This is a genomic window from Bradyrhizobium huanghuaihaiense (genome assembly GCF_007830635.1).
GTDB classification, from domain to species: Bacteria; Pseudomonadota; Alphaproteobacteria; order Rhizobiales; family Xanthobacteraceae; genus Bradyrhizobium; species Bradyrhizobium huanghuaihaiense.
On the sequence record NZ_VLLA01000001.1, the window covers coordinates 437,844 to 455,820 of the forward strand.

General features: G+C 65.8%; 18 protein-coding genes. 7 read left to right on the forward strand and 11 right to left on the reverse strand.

Annotated elements, in window-relative coordinates; translation table 11 throughout:
• The first annotated feature begins 6 nt into the window (after positions 1-6).
• Positions 7-777: a sulfite exporter TauE/SafE family protein gene (locus IQ16_RS02005; RefSeq protein ID WP_018645032.1), complete on the forward strand. Its 771-nt coding sequence runs from the start codon at positions 7-9 to the stop codon at positions 775-777.
• A gap of 166 nt (positions 778-943) precedes the next feature.
• Here the strand turns inward: IQ16_RS02005 and IQ16_RS02010 are convergent, their stop codons facing one another.
• Positions 944-2,329 carry a flavin monoamine oxidase family protein gene (locus tag IQ16_RS02010; protein WP_018645030.1) on the reverse strand — a complete coding sequence of 462 codons (1,386 nt, stop codon included), beginning with the start codon at positions 2,327-2,329 and terminating at the stop codon, positions 944-946.
• A gap of 192 nt (positions 2,330-2,521) precedes the next feature.
• Here IQ16_RS02010 and IQ16_RS02015 point away from each other — a divergent pair, with 192 nt between their 5' ends.
• Positions 2,522-3,487 carry a YiiX/YebB-like N1pC/P60 family cysteine hydrolase gene (locus IQ16_RS02015; protein ID WP_018645029.1) on the forward strand — a complete coding sequence of 322 codons (966 nt, stop codon included), beginning with the start codon at positions 2,522-2,524 and terminating at the stop codon, positions 3,485-3,487.
• Positions 3,488-3,756: 269 nt separating this feature from the next.
• Here IQ16_RS02015 and IQ16_RS02025 read toward each other — a convergent pair whose 3' ends face one another.
• Positions 3,757-4,032 carry a metal-sensitive transcriptional regulator gene (locus IQ16_RS02025; RefSeq protein WP_018645028.1) on the reverse strand — a complete coding sequence of 92 codons (276 nt, stop codon included), beginning with the start codon at positions 4,030-4,032 and terminating at the stop codon, positions 3,757-3,759.
• A gap of 62 nt (positions 4,033-4,094) precedes the next feature.
• On the opposite strand from IQ16_RS02025, the gene IQ16_RS02030 reads away from it, so the two are divergent.
• The 3 genes from IQ16_RS02030 (at position 4,095) to IQ16_RS02040 (ending at position 8,078) form a co-directional block, all read left to right on the forward strand.
• Positions 4,095-6,557 carry a heavy metal translocating P-type ATPase gene (locus IQ16_RS02030; protein WP_018645026.1) on the forward strand — a complete coding sequence of 821 codons (2,463 nt, stop codon included), beginning with the start codon at positions 4,095-4,097 and terminating at the stop codon, positions 6,555-6,557.
• A 183-nt stretch (positions 6,558-6,740) separates the two neighbouring features.
• Positions 6,741-7,187 carry a nickel-responsive transcriptional regulator NikR gene (gene nikR / locus IQ16_RS02035; protein WP_026312307.1) on the forward strand — a complete coding sequence of 149 codons (447 nt, stop codon included), beginning with the start codon at positions 6,741-6,743 and terminating at the stop codon, positions 7,185-7,187.
• Between the two features lie 150 nt (positions 7,188-7,337).
• On the forward strand, positions 7,338-8,078 hold the full coding sequence (locus IQ16_RS02040) for a sulfate transporter family protein (RefSeq protein ID WP_018645024.1): 741 nt from the start codon (positions 7,338-7,340) through the stop codon (positions 8,076-8,078).
• A gap of 22 nt (positions 8,079-8,100) precedes the next feature.
• Here IQ16_RS02040 and nth read toward each other — a convergent pair whose 3' ends face one another.
• A complete protein-coding gene (gene nth, locus IQ16_RS02045; protein WP_026312306.1) occupies positions 8,101-8,853 on the reverse strand; it encodes an endonuclease III in 753 nt (250 codons plus the stop codon).
• 22 nt (positions 8,854-8,875) lie between these two features.
• Here nth and IQ16_RS02050 point away from each other — a divergent pair, with 22 nt between their 5' ends.
• Both IQ16_RS02050 and IQ16_RS02055 read left to right on the forward strand, forming a co-directional pair.
• Complete coding sequence (locus IQ16_RS02050; RefSeq protein WP_018645022.1) at positions 8,876-9,409, forward strand: DUF2244 domain-containing protein; 534 nt, start codon at positions 8,876-8,878, stop codon at positions 9,407-9,409.
• Between the two features lie 55 nt (positions 9,410-9,464).
• A complete protein-coding gene (locus tag IQ16_RS02055; protein ID WP_018645021.1) occupies positions 9,465-10,361 on the forward strand; it encodes a methylated-DNA--[protein]-cysteine S-methyltransferase in 897 nt (298 codons plus the stop codon).
• A 224-nt stretch (positions 10,362-10,585) separates the two neighbouring features.
• On the opposite strand, the gene IQ16_RS02060 is transcribed toward IQ16_RS02055, so the two are convergent.
• From IQ16_RS02060 to dnaK, 8 genes are all read right to left on the reverse strand, one after another.
• Positions 10,586-11,209, reverse strand: a complete 624-nt coding sequence (locus tag IQ16_RS02060) for a 2,3-bisphosphoglycerate-dependent phosphoglycerate mutase (RefSeq protein ID WP_018645020.1) — start codon at positions 11,207-11,209, stop codon at positions 10,586-10,588.
• Positions 11,210-11,232: 23 nt separating this feature from the next.
• Positions 11,233-12,048: a 4-hydroxy-tetrahydrodipicolinate reductase gene (dapB, locus tag IQ16_RS02065; RefSeq protein WP_026312305.1), complete on the reverse strand. Its 816-nt coding sequence runs from the start codon at positions 12,046-12,048 to the stop codon at positions 11,233-11,235.
• A 264-nt stretch (positions 12,049-12,312) separates the two neighbouring features.
• The gene (locus tag IQ16_RS02070; protein ID WP_018645018.1) at positions 12,313-12,624 is read right to left on the reverse strand and encodes a DUF1330 domain-containing protein; all 312 of its coding nucleotides are present in this window, start codon (positions 12,622-12,624) and stop codon (positions 12,313-12,315) included.
• A gap of 25 nt (positions 12,625-12,649) precedes the next feature.
• On the reverse strand, positions 12,650-13,360 hold the full coding sequence (gene pyrF / locus IQ16_RS02075; RefSeq protein ID WP_018645017.1) for an orotidine-5'-phosphate decarboxylase: 711 nt from the start codon (positions 13,358-13,360) through the stop codon (positions 12,650-12,652).
• Positions 13,361-13,366: 6 nt separating this feature from the next.
• On the reverse strand, positions 13,367-13,945 hold the full coding sequence (locus IQ16_RS02080; protein ID WP_020607974.1) for an NADPH-dependent FMN reductase: 579 nt from the start codon (positions 13,943-13,945) through the stop codon (positions 13,367-13,369).
• A gap of 57 nt (positions 13,946-14,002) precedes the next feature.
• The gene (locus IQ16_RS02085; protein ID WP_018645015.1) at positions 14,003-14,602 is read right to left on the reverse strand and encodes a class I SAM-dependent methyltransferase; all 600 of its coding nucleotides are present in this window, start codon (positions 14,600-14,602) and stop codon (positions 14,003-14,005) included.
• Positions 14,603-14,689: 87 nt separating this feature from the next.
• Positions 14,690-15,811 (reverse strand): molecular chaperone DnaJ, encoded by a 1,122-nt coding sequence (gene dnaJ, locus IQ16_RS02090; RefSeq protein ID WP_018645014.1) that lies wholly within the window; start codon positions 15,809-15,811, stop codon positions 14,690-14,692.
• Positions 15,812-16,071: 260 nt separating this feature from the next.
• On the reverse strand, positions 16,072-17,973 hold the full coding sequence (gene dnaK, locus IQ16_RS02100; RefSeq protein ID WP_018645013.1) for a molecular chaperone DnaK: 1,902 nt from the start codon (positions 17,971-17,973) through the stop codon (positions 16,072-16,074).
• Between the last annotated feature and the right edge of the window lie 4 nt (positions 17,974-17,977).

Here is a 17,977-nt window from a genome sequence, read left to right on the forward strand (position 1 = left end):
TCGAGCATGACCTTCGCGGATTTACTCCCGAAGGACGTCAGCCTCACCATTGCGACGGCGCTCTGCGCCGTCGCTTTCGTTTCGGGCACCGCGCGCGGCTTCTCCGGCTTCGGCTCGGCGTTGATCTTCATGCCGCTGGCGAGCAGCATCGCGGCGCCGCGGCTCGTGGCCGCGCTGCTGCTGGTGATCGATTTCGTCGCGGCCGCGCCGCTGCTGCCGGATGCGTGGCGAAAAGCCGACCGCAAGGCCACCGCCGTGATCGTGCTCGGTGCACTGATCGGCGTGCCCGTCGGCACCTATTTCCTCAGTGTGCTCGAGCCCGTCACCACGCGCTGGATCATCTCCTGCTTCGTTGCAGCGCTGCTGCTTCTGCTGCTGTCGGGCTGGCGCTATCGCGGCAAGGACCACGCCTGGCTCTCAGTCGGCATCGGCGGCCTCTCCGGCTTCTGCAGCGGCCTCGCGCAGACCGGTGGACCGCCGATCGTCGGCTACTGGCTCGGCCGCCCGATCGCGCCGATCGTCGCCCGCGCCAACATCCTGCTGTTCTTTGGCGCATCGGATTTCTTCTCGATGGTCAGCTACGCCGCCACCGGCCTGATCAGCCGCGAGTCGCTGGTGCTGTCGCTGATCGTCGGCCCGGTCTACGCAATCGGCGTCGCCTTCGGCGCATCCCTGTTCGGCCGCGCGAGTGAAAAGGTGTTTCGCGGGATTTGCTATGCGCTGATCGCGATGGCGGTGATCTTTGGGCTGCCGGCGCTGGATGGCGTGCTGCGGTAACTCTCTCCACGCGTCGTCCCGGCGAAGGCCGGGGCCCATACCGCGTGATCTATCGGTTGTAGTCCGTAGAGGTACCGAACTACGAATCTTCGCCAAACCACGCTCTGTGGTTATGGGTCCCGGCCTTCGCCGGGACGACGGCGGAGTTTGTTGCCGCTTGGCTGCCCTACTGTCTCGCCCGCCGCTTCTTCGTCGACTGCGTCGGCACATCGGCCGGTTCGTCCTTGATCGCGCCGATCTTGCGGAGCGCGGCGTCCGCGGCGCGCTCGCCGCTTTCCCAGGCGCCGTCGACGGTGCCCCACAATGTCTCGTGGGTGGCTTCGCCGGCGAGGAACACATTGCCGATCGGCTCGGTCAGGATCCTTCGCGAGAGCTGACCGCCGGGCGCGGAGGCCGACATCGCACCCATCACGTAAGGCGAGGCGTTCCAGCGCGTCGCGCTGGTCTTCTGCACGGCGACCGCGGCCTCGCTGCCGAACAGCTTCGTGATCCATTCCATCGCGAAAGCGGCCATCGCCTTCTCGCCCTGCTCGGAGAGATCGCGCCCGAACGAGCCGCCGACATCGATCGAACACAGCGAGGAGCCGCCGATATTGGCGTACATCAGCGCCGTGCGCGTCGAATTGCTCTGCTCGATCAGGATGTCGTCGCGCGACAGGCCGAGCGGATTGCCGGGGAGCTGCAGCACGATGTGGTCGTAGCTGCCGAGAGTGAGCTTTGAGGCTGCATCGAGCGTCCGCTTGGGGATGTCGGGCGCGAACTTGATCGCGCCCGATGTCAGCACGTTGGTCGAGACCGTGATGATGGCGGCGCGCGCGGCGATCTTGCCGCCTTGCGTCTCGACGCTGACGTCGCGGTTGCTCCAGACGATCCGGCTCGCCGGCGTCGACACCGCGACCGGCGCCTGCTCGCCGAGCTTGGTGATCAGCGTGCCCAGCCCCTGGCGGCAGGCGATCGCGGCATTGCGGTCCTGTGCCCGCGCCTTGTCGATCGCGGACAGCTCCTTCAGGTCCTTGCCGGCAAAGCTCGCGCCCAGCATGAACTCGGTCGCGCCGGCCCAGTCGCCCAGGTCCTTCGGCAGCACGGACGCGCAGGAGGTGTCGAGCTTGCCGCGCGCGGCCTCGTCGATGGCACGGTTGGCACGGACCAGCGCCGCCAGAAACTCCTCGGTCTCGCCCGCGCGTGCGTTGCGGCGACCGATGCGCATCTTCTGGCCGGCCGGCGCGGGCAGCACGTCGAGCCCGGCGCTGCGCGCCAGGCGGATCATCGGATTGGTCTCGGGATTGTGCATCCAGCGCGCGCCGCGGTCGAACGGCACGTCAAAGGTCGTGGTATCCGTGATGCAGCGGCCGCCGACCTGCGAGGCCGCCTCCACCACCACGACCTTGCGATTGGCTGCCGTGATGCGCCGCGCTGCGGCAATTCCAGCCGCACCTGCGCCGATCACGACGATGTCGGCCTCGCGCGGCAGGGGCGCGGCGTTTGCGCGCAGCACCGGGAGCGCGGCAAGGGCCGCCGACGCCGAAAGGAAACCGCGGCGCGTGATTGTCATGTCATGGTTTCCGGAGACTTGCGGCAAACGGGAACAGCCCGCGAACCTTGCCGCATCTGATGTTGCACGGCAACCATCATGGTGAATCAATCGTGCTTGATCTCACAGAGTGATGAACCGAATGGCAACACGTTTCGACCATGATAGAGAAGGGAAAAAAGACGGCCGGAAAAGGCCGTGGGGGAGTTCGACATGGGGACGGTCCTTGATTCATTCGGCAAGCTGATTGCCGCGTACCTCTCGAAGGAGGTGCCGGGCTATGAGCCGTTCACGCCCAGCGACCCCGAGCATCTGCGCGGCGTCGTCGAGCCCGGCGACGTGCTGCTGGTCGAGGGCAACAACCGCATCTCCGGCATCATCAAATATCTGACGCAGTCGACCTGGTCGCATGCCGCGCTCTATGTCGGTCCGATCGAGGGCGCCGTGGAGCCCGACGGCGAGCCGCATGTCCTGATCGAGGCCAATATCGGCGAGGGCGTCACCTCGGCGCCGCTGTCGAAATATTTCCCGTATCATACCCGCCTCTGCCGCCCGGTCGGGCTGTCCTACGAGGACCGCACCACGGTCTGCCGCTATGCCATCAACCGCATCGGCTTCGGCTACGACACCAAGAACATCGTCGACCTGATGCGCTATCTGTTCCCGCTGCCGATACCGCAGCGTTGGCGGCGGCGCATGATCGCGATCGGCTCGGGCGATCCGACCAAGATCATCTGCTCGGCGCTGATCGCGCAGGCCTTCGACGCCGTGCGCTACCCGATCCTGCCGAAGATCACCAAAGCCGGCAGCCGCGCCGCCCGGCGCGAGATCCTGCACATCCGCGATTCCTCGCTGTACATGCCCCGCGACTTCGACATCTCACCCTATTTCGAGGTGGTGAAGCCGACCATCGTCAACGGATTCGACTACACCGCCCTGCACTGGGCCGACAAGCAAAAGCCGCTCGAGGAGGTGGCGGGCACTTTCAGTGTGTTTCCAGAAACGCTCCGTGCGCCGCCGCTCGTTCCTGAGGCGATTGACGAAGAAGCGCCGGATGAAGTTCCGGCTGAAGAAGTGAGCGCGCAGCCGGCGGAGATCACCGCCGCGTTCTCCGAGCACTTCGTGCTGCTGAGCGAACTCGCGACGTACCGCGCGCGGGCGCGGGAGATGGCGGCGTAAATCTCGGTGTCGTCCCGGCGAAGGCCGGGACTCCATACCCCAGGGAATAGTTTGGCGAAGACTCGGCGTTCGGTACGCCTACCGAGCGCAACCCGATAGATTCCGCGGTATGGGTCCTGGCTTTCGCCAGGACGACGCTAGAGGAAACAGCGCGCGTCCTCTCCACCGTCATTGCGAGGAGCTCTTGCGACGAAGCAATCCAGACTGCCTCCGCGGGAACAGTCTGGATTGCTTCGCTGCGCTCGCAATGACGGAGGAGAGAGCGCGCCCTACCTTTCCGCCCGCCCGATCACGGCCATCAGCTCCGCGATCTTCGCGCGCTGGTCCGCCTTGTCGCCGCTCGAGATCGCGTGCTCGACGCAATGGGCGACGTGGTCCTTCAGAACCTCCTCCTCGACCCGGCGCAGCGCGGCGCGCACCGCCGAGATCTGCGTCACGATGTCGATGCAGTAGCGGTCTTCCTCGACCATTTTCGAGAGACCACGAACCTGGCCCTCGATCCGGCCGAGACGTTTTCCGACGGATGCCTTGATGTCCTTGCGCATGGGGTCTATATACCCGTACCGGGTATGGGTTGCAAGAGCCGCTGGAAGGCCGGAGCATGGGAATGAACAAGAACGAACACGGGCATCATCACGACGCGGATACGCATTCCGGATGCGGCTGTTCCGCAAAAGCTGCACCGCCGGCCGCGAAGCCCGCGGCCTCCTCATGCTGCGGCGGCCACGACGATCATTCCGGCCATGCCCATCATCACGCCCATGACCACGGCCCAACGACGACAAAGGTCCTCGATCCCGTCTGCGGCATGACGGTCGACCCCGCGACCTCGAAGCATCGCTTCGAGCATCACGGCGAGACCTTCCATTTCTGCTCGGCTGGCTGCCGCACCAAATTCGCCGCCGATCCCGCCAAGTATCTTGCGAAAGAGAAGGCGCCCGAGCCCGAGATGCCCGCGGGCACGATCTACACCTGCCCGATGCATCCCGAGATCCGCCAGGTCGGCCCCGGCAGCTGCCCGATCTGCGGCATGGCGCTGGAGCCAGAGGTCGCAAGCCTGGAGACCGGTCCCAATCCGGAGCTCGCCGACATGACGCGGCGGTTCTGGATCGGCGGCGTGCTGGCGCTGCCGGCGGTGGTGCTCGAGATGGGCGGCCATCTCGCAGGTCCGCACAACTGGATCGATCCGACGCTGTCGAACTGGATCCAGCTTGTCTTCGCCACACCCGTGGTGCTGTGGGCCGGCTGGCCGTTCTTCGTCCGCGGCTGGCAGTCGCTCGTCACGCGCAACCTCAACATGTTCACGCTGATCGCGATGGGCACCGGCGTTGCCTATGTCTACAGCGTCCTCGGAACCGTCACGCCGCAGATCTTCCCCGCGACCTTCCGCGGTCATGGCGGCGCGGTCGCGATCTATTTCGAGGCCGCGGCCGTCATCACCGTGCTGGTGCTGCTCGGCCAGGTGCTGGAGCTGCGCGCCCGCGACGCCACCTCGGGCGCGATCAAGGCGCTGTTGCAGCTTGCGCCCAAGACCGCGCGCCGCGTCGACGCCGATGGCAGCGAGCATGAGGTCGAGATCGATACGCTCCATGCCGGCGACCGCTTGCGCGTTCGTCCCGGCGAGAAGGTGCCGGTCGACGGTGTCATCCTGGAGGGGCGCTCCTCGCTCGATGAGTCCCTCGTCACTGGCGAATCCATGCCGGTTACCAAGGAAACCGGCGCAAAGGTCATCGCCGGCACGCTGAACCAGTCGGGCAGCTTCATCATGCGCGCCGACAAGGTCGGGCGCGAGACGCTGCTGTCTCAGATCGTGCAGATGGTTGCGGATGCGCAGCGCTCGCGCGCGCCGATCCAGCGTCTGGCCGACCAGGTCGCCGGCTGGTTCGTGCCGGCCGTGATCATCGTCGCAATCGCCGCCTTTGCCGCATGGACCTGGTTCGGCCCGGAGCCTCGCCTCGCCTTCGGCCTCGTCGCCGCTGTCAGCGTACTGATCATCGCCTGCCCCTGTGCGCTGGGACTTGCGACCCCGATGTCGATCATGGTCGGCGTCGGCCGCGGCGCGCAAGCCGGCGTGCTGATCAAGAACGCCGAAGCGCTGGAGCGGATGGAGAAGATCGACACGCTGGTGGTCGACAAAACAGGCACGCTGACCGAGGGCAAGCCCAAGGTGGTCGGAATCGTGCCGGCGTCGGGCTTTGCGGAAGACGACATCCTGCGCATTGCGGCCACCGTCGAGCGCGCCAGCGAGCATCCGCTCGCCGACGCCATCGTGCGCGCGGCGAAGGAGAGGCAGCTCGCGCTCGGCCAGGTCGAGCAGTTCGATTCGCCGACCGGCAAGGGCGCGACCGGCAAGGTCGACGGCAAGACCATCGTGCTCGGCAATGCCAGATATCTGTCGTCGATCGGCATCGACACCACGACGCTCGACGCGGAGGCCGAACGGCTGCGCGGCGACGGCGCGACCGTGATCAACATGGCCATCGAAGGCCAGCTGGCCGGCCTGTTCGCGATCGCCGATCCGGTCAAGGCCTCGACGCCGGAGGCGCTGAAGGCGCTGGCCGACGAAGGCATCAAGGTGATCATGCTGACCGGCGACAACCGCACGACGGCGGAAGCCGTGGCGCGCCGGCTCGGCATCGCCGATGTCGAGGCCGAAGTGCTGCCGGACCAGAAGAGCGCGGTGGTGACCAAGCTGCAGAAGGCCGGCCGCAGCGTCGCGATGGCCGGCGACGGCGTCAACGACGCCCCGGCGCTGGCCGCTGCCGAGGTCGGCATCGCCATGGGCACCGGCACGGACGTGGCGATGGAAAGCGCCGGCGTCACCCTGCTCAAGGGCGACCTCGTCGGCATCGTGCGCGCACGAAAACTGTCGCAGGCGACGATGAGCAACATCCGCCAGAACCTGTTCTTCGCCTTCATCTACAACGCCGCCGGCATTCCGATCGCGGCCGGCATCCTCTATCCGACCTTCGGCGTGCTGCTCTCCCCGATCATCGCGGCAGCGGCGATGGCGCTGTCCTCGGTGAGCGTGGTCGGCAATGCCTTGCGGCTTCGTGCGACGCGGCTGTGACAGTTAACTCCCTCTCCCCGCTCTTCGCGGGGAGAGGGTTGGGGTGAGGGGCGTCTCCACATACTGGTGACAGTTGGACTCGTGGAGAGTCCCCCTCACCCGGAATTCAAGCTACGCTTGACTTCCGACCTCTCCCCGCAAGCGGGGCGAGGTAGGAGGAGCAAGACGCGCGGAGAGGACCTGATGCAGCGGATTACGATCACGATCGAGGACGACCTCCTGGCGGAGATCGACGCCGCGGCCGAGGCGCGCGGCTACCAGAACCGCTCGGAGATCATCCGCGATCTCGCGCGCGCCGGGCTGCAGCAGAGCACGGAGGACACGGCACAGACCGGCCAATGCGTCGCCGGTCTCGTCTATGTCTACGACCACGCCGCACGCGACCTGTCGAAACGGCTGGTGCAGGAATTCCACGGCCATCACGACCTCGCGCTGGCGACGCTGCATGTCCATCTCGACGACAACAATTGCATGGAGATGACGGCGCTGCGCGGCGCCGCCGATGAGGTCCGGCATTTCGCCGACCACATCATCGCCGAACGCGGCGTGCGCTACGGCCGCGTGGTGATGATTCCGACCGGCGACGGCAAGCAGGTGAAATCGCGCAAGCACGGGCACCGGCACGAGTAGGCTACTCTAGGAGAGAGTGGCGATTCTTACCCTCCCCTGGAGGGGGAGGGTCAGCAAGAGATCACGCCGCCTTCGCGGCAGCCGCCCGCCCTTGCCGAAGCCGCATTCGGTGTCTACCTCTCGCGAAGTGTTTACCTCAGAGGAACCCCCATGCTGGATGCCGCCGTGAAGGCGCTGTCGCAAATGATCTCGCCGCCGATGCGCACGATCCTGTGGCGATCGATCGGGCTCGCGCTCGTGCTGATCACCGTGCTGGCGATCGGCCTGCAGCGGCTGCTCAGCTGGTTTGCGACCTCTGGCGAGGTCTGGCTGGAGGGCCTGCTCGGGCCGGGCTGGCACTCCTCGCTCGAAGTTTTGTCCTGGATCGTCTCGATCGCGGCGGGGCTTGGCGTCGTGTTCGGCGGCATCTTCCTGATGCCGGCGATCACCTCGCTGGTGGCGAGCCTGTTCGTCGACGACGTCGCCGACATCGTCGAGCGCGAGCACTATCCCGCCGAACGGCCGGGTGTCGCGCTGCCATTCAGCCAGGCGATCTTCGAGGGCGTCAAGACGGCGCTGCTGGCCATCCTGGTTTATCTGGCTGCGCTGCCGCTGGTGTTGTTCGCCGGCGCCGGCTTCCTGATCTTCTTCATCGCCGCCGCCTGGCTCCTGGGCCGCGAATATTTCGAGCTCGCCGCGATGCGCTTCCGCTCGCCGGAGGAAGCCAAGGCGATGCGGCGCGACAATGCCGCGACCATCTTCACCGCGGGCCTCTTCATCGCGGCCTTCGTCTCGATCCCGATCGTCAATCTGGCGACGCCGATCTTCGGCATGGCCTTCATGGTCCACATGCACAAGCGCCTGTCAGGCCCGCGCCCGGAGCTGATCGAGCCGGCGCGTCAGATGCGGTGACGACGGCGGGTGCGCGGCCTGCTCAGACCGTCTTCTCCGGCCAGCGGCAGAGATCGTTGATCAGGCACACCTCGCAGCGCGGCTTGCGTGCGAGGCAGGTATAGCGGCCGTGCAGGATCAGCCAGTGATGCGCATGCAGCATGAACTCGGCCGGGATCACCTTTTCGAGGCCGAGCTCGACGTCGAGCGGCGTCTTGCCGGGCGCAAGTCCCGTGCGATTGCCGACGCGGAAGACATGCGTGTCCACCGCCATCGTGTGCTCGCCGAAGGCCATGTTGAGCACGACATTGGCGGTCTTGCGCCCCGCACCGGGCAATGACTCGATCTCCGCGCGCGTGCGCGGCACCTCGCCGCCGAAATCGCTGAGCACTTTTGCCGAGAGCGCGATGACGTTCTTGGCCTTGGTGCGATAGAGGCCGATGGTCTTGATGTAATCGCGCAAGCGCTCCTCGCCGAGGTCGAGCATCTTCTGCGGTGTATCGGCGACCTCGAACAACGCGCGCGTCGCCTTGTTGACGCCGGCATCGGTCGCCTGCGCCGACAGCACCACCGCGACCAGCAGCGTGAACGGGTTGACGTGCTCGAGCTCGCCCTTCGGCTCCGGATTGGCCTTGCGGAAGCGGCTGAACACCTCGCGGATCTCCGCCGGCGTCCAAGGTTTCATGGCCTTGAGCGATTTCTTGGCGGGAGCCTTCGGTTTCGCGACCGCCGCCTTTGCCTTTTTCTTCGGCACGGCGGCTTTGCGCGGGACCGGCTTGCGGGTGATTTTCGCCATGATCGGGATATACTGAGGGACGATGAGCACAGGCAACGAAATTGAGCGCAAGGCCTTTGAAGATCAGCACGAGGTGCAGATCTTCTCCGCGCTGCTGACGCCGCACCGCTCGCTGAACCGCACCGGCTTCCTCGCCGTGATGCTGTTCCTGAGCGTCGTCAGCTTTGCCACCGGCCTCGCCTTCCTGTTGAAGGGCGCCTGGCCCGTGCTCGGCTTCTTTGGTCTCGACGTGCTCGTGGTCTGGTGGGCCTTCAGGGTCAATTTCGGCACAGGGCGGGCGCGCGAGGAGATCACCGTCACGACCTCCGAGCTGCGGGTGCGGCGCATCAGCCATCGCGGTCAGGTCGCCGAATGGACCTTCAATCCGCTCTGGGTCCGCCTCGACATGGAAGTCGACGAGGATTTCGGCATCGAGCATCTCTACCTGATCTCGCGCGGCCACCAGATCCAGCTCGCGAGGTTCCTGGGACCTGAGGAAAAGGCAAGCTTTTACAAAGGCTTGGTTGAGGCACTGAACGCCGCCAAGCGTGGGCCGACCTACAATCCGGTCAGCTGATCCCGCGTCGGAAATCGGGTGGTTTCAGAGCCGCCCCTTTCCTACATTTACGGTTATGATGACACTCGCAATCCATGACCAGCGCCTGGCCAAGCCGGGCCCCCAGAACGCCGCGCTGCGGGATTACGATTCCGTGCGCCGGGCGATCGCGTTCATCTCGGAGAACTGGCGCGCGCAGCCGACCATCGAGGCGATGGCGGATGCGGCCGGCGTCACGCCCGACGAGCTGCACCATCTGTTCCGCCGCTGGGCCTCGATCACGCCGAAGGCTTTCATGCAGGCGCTCACACTCGACCATGCCAAGGGACTGCTGCGGGATTCCGCCAGCATTCTCGACGCCGCGCTCGACTCCGGCCTGTCAGGGCCGGGCCGGCTGCACGATCTCTTCGTCACCCATGAAGCGATGTCGCCGGGCGAATGGAAGAACGGCGGCGCGGGACTCACCCTGCGCTACGGCTTCCACCCCTCGCCGTTCGGCACCGCCATCGTGATCGCGACCGACCGCGGCCTCTCGGGCCTCGCCTTCGCCGATCATGGCGAAGAGAAGATCGCGCTCGCCGACATGACGCGGCGCTGGCCGAAGGCGACCTATGTCGAAGATCACGAAGGCACCGCGCCGCTCGCCGCGCGCATCTTCGACCCGAAACTCTGGCGGCCCGACCAGCCGCTGCGCGTGGTCCTGATCGGCACCGATTTCGAGGTGCGGGTGTGGGAGACGCTGCTGAAGATTCCGATGGGCCGCGCGGTGTCCTATTCCGACATCGCCTGCAACATCGACAGCCCGAAGGCCTCGCGCGCCGTCGGCGCGGCCGTCGGCAAGAACCCGGTCTCGTTCGTCGTGCCCTGCCACCGCGCACTCGGCAAGAGCGGCACGCTCACCGGCTATCACTGGGGCATCACCCGCAAGCAGGCGATGCTGGGCTGGGAAGCCGGGCGGGTCGGGGTGCAGTGATTTATTCAATGTCGTTCCGGGGCGATGCGGAGCATCGAACCCGGAACCTCGAGATTCCGGGTTCGCCCTCCGGGCGCCCCGGAATGACGGCGTCTATCAACCGACCAGCTATCGTAGGGTGGGCAAAGGCGCATAGCGCCGTGCCCACCATCTCTCTCAATCGCTGACGGAGCGTGGGCACGCTTCGCTTTGCCCACCCTACGAGAGCGCGTCTGCCGCGACGTTTAGCCCGCCAGATCCAGCTTCGACGCCACCGTCGAATCCGCATTCAGCCGGTAGATGATCGGCACGCCGGTGGCGAGTTCGCGCTTCAAAATGCCTTCCGGCGACAGCTTCTCCAGCACCATGATCAGCGCGCGCAGCGAGTTGCCGTGAGCGGCGACCAACGTGCGCTTGCCATTGAGCACCCCGGGCAGGATCTCTTGCACGTAGTACGGCAATGCGCGCGCGAGCGTGTCCTTCAGGCTTTCGCCGCCGGGCGGCGGCACGTCGTAGGAGCGGCGCCAGACATGCACCTGCTCCTCACCCCACTTCTTGCGCGCATCGTCCTTGTTGAGGCCGGAGAGATCGCCATAGTCGCGCTCGTTCAGCGCGAGGTCCTTCGAGGTCGGCAGGCCCTCCTGGCCGAGCTCGCCGAGGATGAGGTCGAGCGTGTGCTGCGCGCGCGTCAGCACCGAAGTGAAGGCGACGTCGAACACGAGGCCCTGCGCCTTCAACTTGCGGCCGGCTTCCTTGGCTTCCTTCACGCCGAGCTCGGTGAGGTCGGGGTCCTTCCAGCCCGTGAACAGGTTCTTCAGATTCCATTCGCTCTGGCCGTGGCGCACGAGCACGAGGAGACGTTCGCTCATTGACTGCTTTCCGTTGGGTTCGATCAGAAATCGGCGAGGCCGAGCACGTCGGCCATGGAGTAGTGCCCCGGCGCCTTGCCATGCGCCCACAGCGCCGCCTTGAGCGCGCCGTGCGCGAACAGCATGCGGTCCTCGGCCTGGTGCGACAGCGTCAGACGCTCGAACGGCCCAAGGAAGGTCACACTGTGGTCGCCGGCGACGGTGCCGCCGCGCAAGGAGGCGAAACCGATATTGCCCGGCCGGCGCGCGCCGGTGATGCCGTCACGGCCGCGCTCGGAATGTTCATCGAGGGTGACGCCGCGGCCGTTGGCCGCCGCCTGCCCCAGCATCAGCGCCGTGCCCGAGGGCGCATCGACCTTCATCCGGTGATGGGTCTCGACGATCTCGATGTCGAAGCTCTGGTCGAGCGCCTTGGCGACACGCTTGACCACGGCGGCGAGCAGATTGACGCCCAGGCTCATATTGCCCGACTGCACCACGACCGCGCGGTTGGTGACGCTCTTGATCACCGCATTGTCGGAACCGGACAGCCCGGTCGTGCCGATGACATGGACGAGGCCGCGCTCGGCGGCGATCGCGACATTGGCGATGGTCGCGGCCGGCACGGTGAAATCGAGGATGCCGTCGGCGTCCTTCGACATCGCCCAGAGATCGGCGGAAAGCTTGATGCCATTGGCCGGCAGGCCAGCGAGCACGCCGGCATCCTTGCCGAGCAGATCGGAGCCCGGCGCCTCCAACGCGCCCGCCAGCACCGCGCCTTTGCTCTCGGCAATCGCCCGCACCAGCGCGCGGCCCATCCGGCCGCCGGCTCCTGCAACAATCAAGCGCATGTCGGACATGGTGTAATCCCTTTCGGAGGCCGTTGTAGCGGGGGGATGCAGTTCCGGCAACCGAGGCCCACGAACACGCGGCATGCTCCCACCCTCCCCTGGAGGGGGAGGGTCGATCGCGCGCAGCGCGAGCGGGGTGGGGTGACGGTCCCTCCGCGACGAACAGTGCCCGAGTGGAGAGATCACCCCACCCCGTCACGCAATCTCGCTTCGCTCGATTACGTGCCGACCCTCCCCCTCCAGGGGAGGGCAAGAGAGCGCCTCAATCGAAATCTACGACTCCGACGGCTGCGGGCCGTCATAGCCCTCGATGATGATGAGGTCGGCGATCGAGTGCGGCGCGCGTACCTTGATGTTGGCCTGGTATTCCGGCGAGTTGTAGCAGGCGATTGCAGCCTCGTAGTTCGGGAATTCGATCACCACGTTGCGGGTCCGACTCTGGCCTTCGACGGAGGTGAAGCGGCCGCCACGGACGACATAATGGCCGCCGTGCTTCTTGAAGATCGCGAGATTGGCGACGGCGTAAGGCTTGTAGCCCTCGTCATTGCTCACATCGACGCGTCCGATCCAGTAGCCTTTTGCCATTCTTCTTCTCCCTTGGTGTCGGTGGTTAGCCGAGCGCCTGCGCGATCTCGGCGTGGATGGCGTCTGCGACAGATTTGGGGTCGGCAGCTTCCACCACCGGTCGCCCGACGACGAGATAATCGGCGCCCGCGGTGATCGCGCGGCCCGGCGTCATGATGCGCTTCTGGTCGCCGCTGGCCGCGCCCGCCGGGCGGATGCCGGGGGTGACGAGGCTCATCTGATGGCCGACGATTTTTCGCAGGGCTCCGACTTCTTCGGGCGAGGACACGAGGCCATCGACGCCGAGCACCTGCGCCTGCTGCGCACGCGCCTCGACCAGCTCGGAGACGCTGAGCCGATAACCGGCGGCGTGCAGATCATCGTCGTTGTAGGAGGTCAGCACCGTGACGGCGAGAATCTTCAGGCTGGCGCTGCCGCGGCCTTCGACGGCGCCCTTCATGGTCTGCGGATAGGCGTGCACGGTGACGAAGGTCGCGCCCAGCCTGGCCACGCTCTCCACACCGCGCGTCACCGTGTTGCCGATGTCGTGCATCTTGAGATCGGCAAAAACCTTCTTGCCCTTGTCGGCGAGCTTGCCGATCAGCGGCAGGCCGCCGGCATAGGCGAGCTGGTAGCCGATCTTGTAGAACGAGACGCTGTCGCCGAGCTTCGCGATCATCGCCTCCGCGGCATCAACGCTCGGCAGATCGAGCGCAACGATCAGGCGGTCTTTCGGGGCGATTTCGGCGGGCGTCATGTCACCTCACATCATGCGTTGGGAAACGTCGATCAACTGCGCGACCAGCTCCTTCAACGCGGCGATATCGCCCTCGTTCTTCAGCCGGTCCATATCGTCATAGGCCTGGTCGGCAAAGGCGAGCGCGAGCTGGCTGGCAATCACATTGGCGTGGCAGGAGGTCAGGATCAGCCGCAATGCCTGCAGCGCGCGGGCGGCACCTAACCGGCTCTGCGAAGCGCCGGCGAGTGCAAAGGTGCGATCGCGGAACACCGCCCCGCGCGCCTCGTGCAGATCGTGGACGCGGCTGACCCAGTCGATCGCGTTCTTGAGCAGCGGCGGCACCGAGGCATTGTATTCGGGCGAGACGATCAGCACGCCGTGATGCGCGCCGATCATGCGCTTCAGATTGATCGCGTTCTTGGGCACGCCGGACTTGGCCTGGAGATCGCCGTCATAGATCGGCAGCGGAAAATCGGCGAGCGAGATGCGGGTGACGTCGACGCCGGCCCGGGCGAACTCATAGGCTATGACCGCCGCCAGCTTCGCATTGTGCGAGCCGGTGCGCAGCGAGCCGGGAATGACCAGGATTTTAGGTGCGGACATCCGCTTCCATGCGTTCGGCGAAACGAGCCCGCCGCGCAAAGAGCAACGCCGGCGGAATTAGTCCTTGCGATACACCCAGACGCGGGCCGGCGGAAGGTTCATCCAGATCCGTTCCGAGGCCTCTGTGGACACGCCGGGCAGCGATTTCGGGATCGGCGGCACGACCGCATAGGTGAACTGGACGAAGGGCGCGCCGGGCGCCAGCGCCGTGAAGGCATCGCGAATGAGCCGCAGCCGCGTCAGCATCGGTTTCGTGACCAGCGGGAGGCCCGAGACAACCGCACCGGCGGGCGCGCCGAGCACGTTCCAGAGCGTGTCGCGGAGGCGGTAGGCATCGCCCTGTACGACCTTGGCTTGCGGGTAACGGTCGCGCAGCAGCGCGCAGAAGCCGGGATTGTATTCGACGAGGACGAGACGCTTCTGGTCGACACCACGCTCGATCAGCGCCGAGGTGATGGCGCCGGTGCCGGGCCCGAGCTCGACCACCGGTGCGTCGGAATCGACGTCGACGTAATGGGCCATGGTCCGGGCCAAGAGCTTGCCCGACGGCATCACCGCGCCCATGTGGAGGGGCTTTTCGATCCACGATCTCAGAAAGCGCACCTCGTCGTCGAGACGAGGCTTCTTCAACGCACGCGCGGACGATGGCAATGGCATGTCAGGACCGGACGGGACCGCGGGACGCGGCGTGTCAGAAAATGGTCATAAACAGGTATAGGCCGCAGGCGATACGGTCAAGCCGAGTCAGCCCGCCCGATTACCGAAGAAGTCCTTGACCTTGGCGAAGAAACCCTCGGATTCCGGCTGGGTGTTACCGGAGGAGAGCTTTTCGAACTCGGCCAGCAATTCCTGCTGCTTCTTGGTGAGGTTCTGCGGGGTCTCGACCACGACTTGGACGTACATGTCGCCGGTCTGGCGGGAGCGCAGCACCGGCATGCCTTTTGATGCAATGCGGAATCGACGGTTGGACTGGGTCCCGGCCGGGACCTTCACCTTGGCCTTGGCCTTGTCGATGGTCGGCACCTCGAATTCACCGCCAAGCGCGGCCGTCACCATCGAGATCGGCACCCGGCAATGCAAATCGGCGCCGTCGCGCTGGAAGAACTGGTGCTGGGCCAGCGACAGGAAGATGTAGAGGTCGCCCGGCGGACCACCACGGACGCCGGCCTCGCCTTCGCCGGCGAGCCTGATCCTCGTGCCATCCTCGACACCTTGGGGAATGTTGACCGAGAGCGTGCGCTCGCGGGTGACGCGGCCCTGGCCCGAGCAGGACGGGCAGGCGTCCTCGATCATCTGGCCACGGCCCTGGCAGCCCGGGCAGGTGCGTTCGAGCGTGAAGAAGCCCTGCGACTGCCGCACGCGGCCAGCGCCGCCGCAGGTCGAGCAGGTCTTCGGCTTGGTGCCGGCCTTGGCGCCGATGCCCGAGCAGGCCTCGCAGGTGACCGAGACCGGGATCTCGATCTGCGCGGTCTTGCCGCCAAAGGCTTCCTCGAGCGTGATCTCCATGTTGTAGCGCAGATCGGCGCCGCGCTCGCGGCCGCCGCGGCCGCGCTGTCCGGCCATGCCGAACAGATCTTCGAAAATGTCGGAGAAGGAGGAGGCGAAGCCTGCGCCGAAACCGGCGCCGCCGCCGCCCTGCTCGAAGGCCGCATGGCCGAAGCGGTCATAGGCCGCGCGCTTGTCCTTGTCCTTCAGGACCTCGTAGGCCTCGTTGATTTCCTTGAACTTGACCTCGCTGGTGTCGTCCCCGGGATTGCGGTCGGGGTGGAACTTCATCGCCAGCTTGCGGAAGGACGATTTCAGGACGGAATCGTCAGCGGAGCGTTCGACTTCGAGGGTTTCGTAATAGCAGCGCTTGGTGGACATGGCGGGCTCGGTCTATCCAATCGCGAGTCAAGTCGGAGCGAAACGATGTCGCCACGCGACCATATAGGCAGCCTTCCGCCTTGCGGCAGAGGGCGACACGGCGGCGTTGAGAATAACGGCTGGGAATTGATCGATCGTAACGGGGCTGACTTTAGAAGCGTCTTGGCCCATCCGTCCCGACACGACGGCCTCCCCCGTGAGGGAGGAGGCCGGTAGCGCGTGTGGGGTGCAAGCCGTCCGCATCATGACCCTCTCAGGGTTCAGGCGGACTTCTTGTTGTTCTTGTCGTCGTCGACTTCGGTGAACTCCGCGTCGACGACGTCGTCCTTGGCCGCGTCCTTCTTGGCGTCGGCCTCGGCCTGCTGCTTGTACATGGCCTCGCCGAGCTTCATCGAAGCCTGGGCCAGCGTCTGGGTCTTGGCCTTGATCGCCTCGGCATCGTCGCCCTTCAGCGCTTCCTTGAGGTCGCTGACGGCATCCTCGATGGCGCGGCGCTCGGTCTCGGCGACCTTCGAACCGTGCTCGGCAAGAGCCTTCTCGGTCGAATGCACCAGACCATCCGCCTCGTTCTTGGCGGTGACGGCCTCGCGGCGCTTCTTGTCCGCCTCGGCATTGGCCTCGGCGTCCTTGACCATCTTCTCGATGTCGGCTTCCGACAGGCCGCCCGAGGCCTGGATGCGGATCTGCTGCTCCTTGCCGGTCGCCTTGTCCTTGGCCGAGACGTTGACGATGCCGTTGGCGTCGATGTCGAAGGTCACCTCGATCTGCGGCATGCCGCGCGGAGCCGGCGGAATACCCATCAGGTCGAACTGGCCGAGCATCTTGTTGTCGGCCGCCATTTCACGCTCGCCCTGGAAGACGCGGATGGTGACGGCATTCTGATTGTCCTCAGCCGTCGAGAACACCTGGCTCTTCTTGGTCGGGATCGTGGTGTTGCGGTCGATGATGCGGGTGAACACGCCGCCCAGCGTCTCGATGCCCAGCGACAGCGGGGTCACGTCGAGCAGCAGCACGTCCTTGACGTCGCCCTGGAGCACGCCGGCCTGGATCGCGGCACCGATCGCCACGACTTCGTCCGGGTTGACGCCCTTGTGCGGCTCCTTGCCGAACAGCTGCTTCACGACTTCCTGGACCTTCGGCATGCGCGACATGCCGCCGACCAGCACCACTTCGCCGATCTCACCGGCAGTGACGCCGGCGTCCTTCAGCGCCTTGCGGCAGGGCTCGACGGTCTTCTGGATGAGGTCGTCGACCAGCGCCTCGAACTTGGCGCGGGTGAGCTTCATCGTCAGATGCTTCGGGCCGGTCTGGTCCGCGGTGATGAAGGGCAGGTTGATCTCGGTCTGCGTCGTCGACGACAGCTCGATCTTGGCCTTTTCAGCGGCTTCCTTCAGGCGCTGCAACGCGAGCTTGTCGTTGCGCAGGTTGATGCCCTGCTCCTTCTGGAACTCGTCGGCGAGATAGCCGACCAGGCGCATGTCGAAATCTTCACCGCCGAGGAAGGTGTCGCCGTTGGTCGACTTCACCTCGAACACGCCGTCGCCGATTTCGAGAATGGAGATATCGAAGGTGCCGCCGCCGAGGTCGTACACGGCGATCGTGCCGGCCTTGGTCTTGTCGAGGCCATAGGCGAGCGCGGCCGCGGTCGGCTCGTTGATGATGCGCAGCACTTCAAGGCCCGCGATCTTGCCGGCGTCCTTGGTCGCCTGGCGCTGGGCGTCGTTGAAGTAGGCGGGAACGGTGATGACGGCCTGGTCGACCTTCTGGCCGAGATGGGCTTCCGCGGTCTCCTTCATCTTCTGCAGGATGAACGCCGAGACCTGCGAGGGCGAGTAGGTCTGGCCGTCGGCCTCGACCCAGGCGTCGCCGTTGGAAGCCTTCACGATCTTGTACGGAACGAGCTTCTTGTCCTTCTCGACCATCGGGTCGTCGTAGCGGCGGCCGATCAGGCGCTTCACTGCGAAGAACGTACGCTCGGGATTGGTAACGGCCTGGCGCTTGGCAGGCTGGCCGACGAGGCGCTCACCGTCGTCCGTCACGGCGACGATCGAAGGCGTCGTGCGCATGCCTTCGGAATTCTCGATAACTTTGGCGTTTTTGCCATCCATCACGGCGACGCACGAGTTCGTGGTGCCGAGGTCGATCCCAATGACCTTTCCCATGGTC

Coding starts and splice junctions, on each gene's coding strand:
- IQ16_RS02005 (WP_018645032.1), top strand. CDS start 7: ATGACCTTCGCGGATTTACTCCCGAAGGACGTCAGCCTCACCATTGCG.
- IQ16_RS02010 (WP_018645030.1), bottom strand. CDS start 2,329: ATGACAATCACGCGCCGCGGTTTCCTTTCGGCGTCGGCGGCCCTTGCC.
- IQ16_RS02015 (WP_018645029.1), top strand. CDS start 2,522: ATGGGGACGGTCCTTGATTCATTCGGCAAGCTGATTGCCGCGTACCTC.
- IQ16_RS02025 (WP_018645028.1), bottom strand. CDS start 4,032: ATGCGCAAGGACATCAAGGCATCCGTCGGAAAACGTCTCGGCCGGATC.
- IQ16_RS02030 (WP_018645026.1), top strand. CDS start 4,095: ATGAACAAGAACGAACACGGGCATCATCACGACGCGGATACGCATTCC.
- nikR (WP_026312307.1), top strand. CDS start 6,741: ATGCAGCGGATTACGATCACGATCGAGGACGACCTCCTGGCGGAGATC.
- IQ16_RS02040 (WP_018645024.1), top strand. CDS start 7,338: ATGCTGGATGCCGCCGTGAAGGCGCTGTCGCAAATGATCTCGCCGCCG.
- nth (WP_026312306.1), bottom strand. CDS start 8,853: ATGGCGAAAATCACCCGCAAGCCGGTCCCGCGCAAAGCCGCCGTGCCG.
- IQ16_RS02050 (WP_018645022.1), top strand. CDS start 8,876: ATGAGCACAGGCAACGAAATTGAGCGCAAGGCCTTTGAAGATCAGCAC.
- IQ16_RS02055 (WP_018645021.1), top strand. CDS start 9,465: ATGATGACACTCGCAATCCATGACCAGCGCCTGGCCAAGCCGGGCCCC.
- IQ16_RS02060 (WP_018645020.1), bottom strand. CDS start 11,209: ATGAGCGAACGTCTCCTCGTGCTCGTGCGCCACGGCCAGAGCGAATGG.
- dapB (WP_026312305.1), bottom strand. CDS start 12,048: ATGTCCGACATGCGCTTGATTGTTGCAGGAGCCGGCGGCCGGATGGGC.
- IQ16_RS02070 (WP_018645018.1), bottom strand. CDS start 12,624: ATGGCAAAAGGCTACTGGATCGGACGCGTCGATGTGAGCAATGACGAG.
- pyrF (WP_018645017.1), bottom strand. CDS start 13,360: ATGACGCCCGCCGAAATCGCCCCGAAAGACCGCCTGATCGTTGCGCTC.
- IQ16_RS02080 (WP_020607974.1), bottom strand. CDS start 13,945: ATGTCCGCACCTAAAATCCTGGTCATTCCCGGCTCGCTGCGCACCGGC.
- IQ16_RS02085 (WP_018645015.1), bottom strand. CDS start 14,602: ATGCCATTGCCATCGTCCGCGCGTGCGTTGAAGAAGCCTCGTCTCGAC.
- dnaJ (WP_018645014.1), bottom strand. CDS start 15,811: ATGTCCACCAAGCGCTGCTATTACGAAACCCTCGAAGTCGAACGCTCC.
- dnaK (WP_018645013.1), bottom strand. CDS start 17,973: ATGGGAAAGGTCATTGGGATCGACCTCGGCACCACGAACTCGTGCGTC.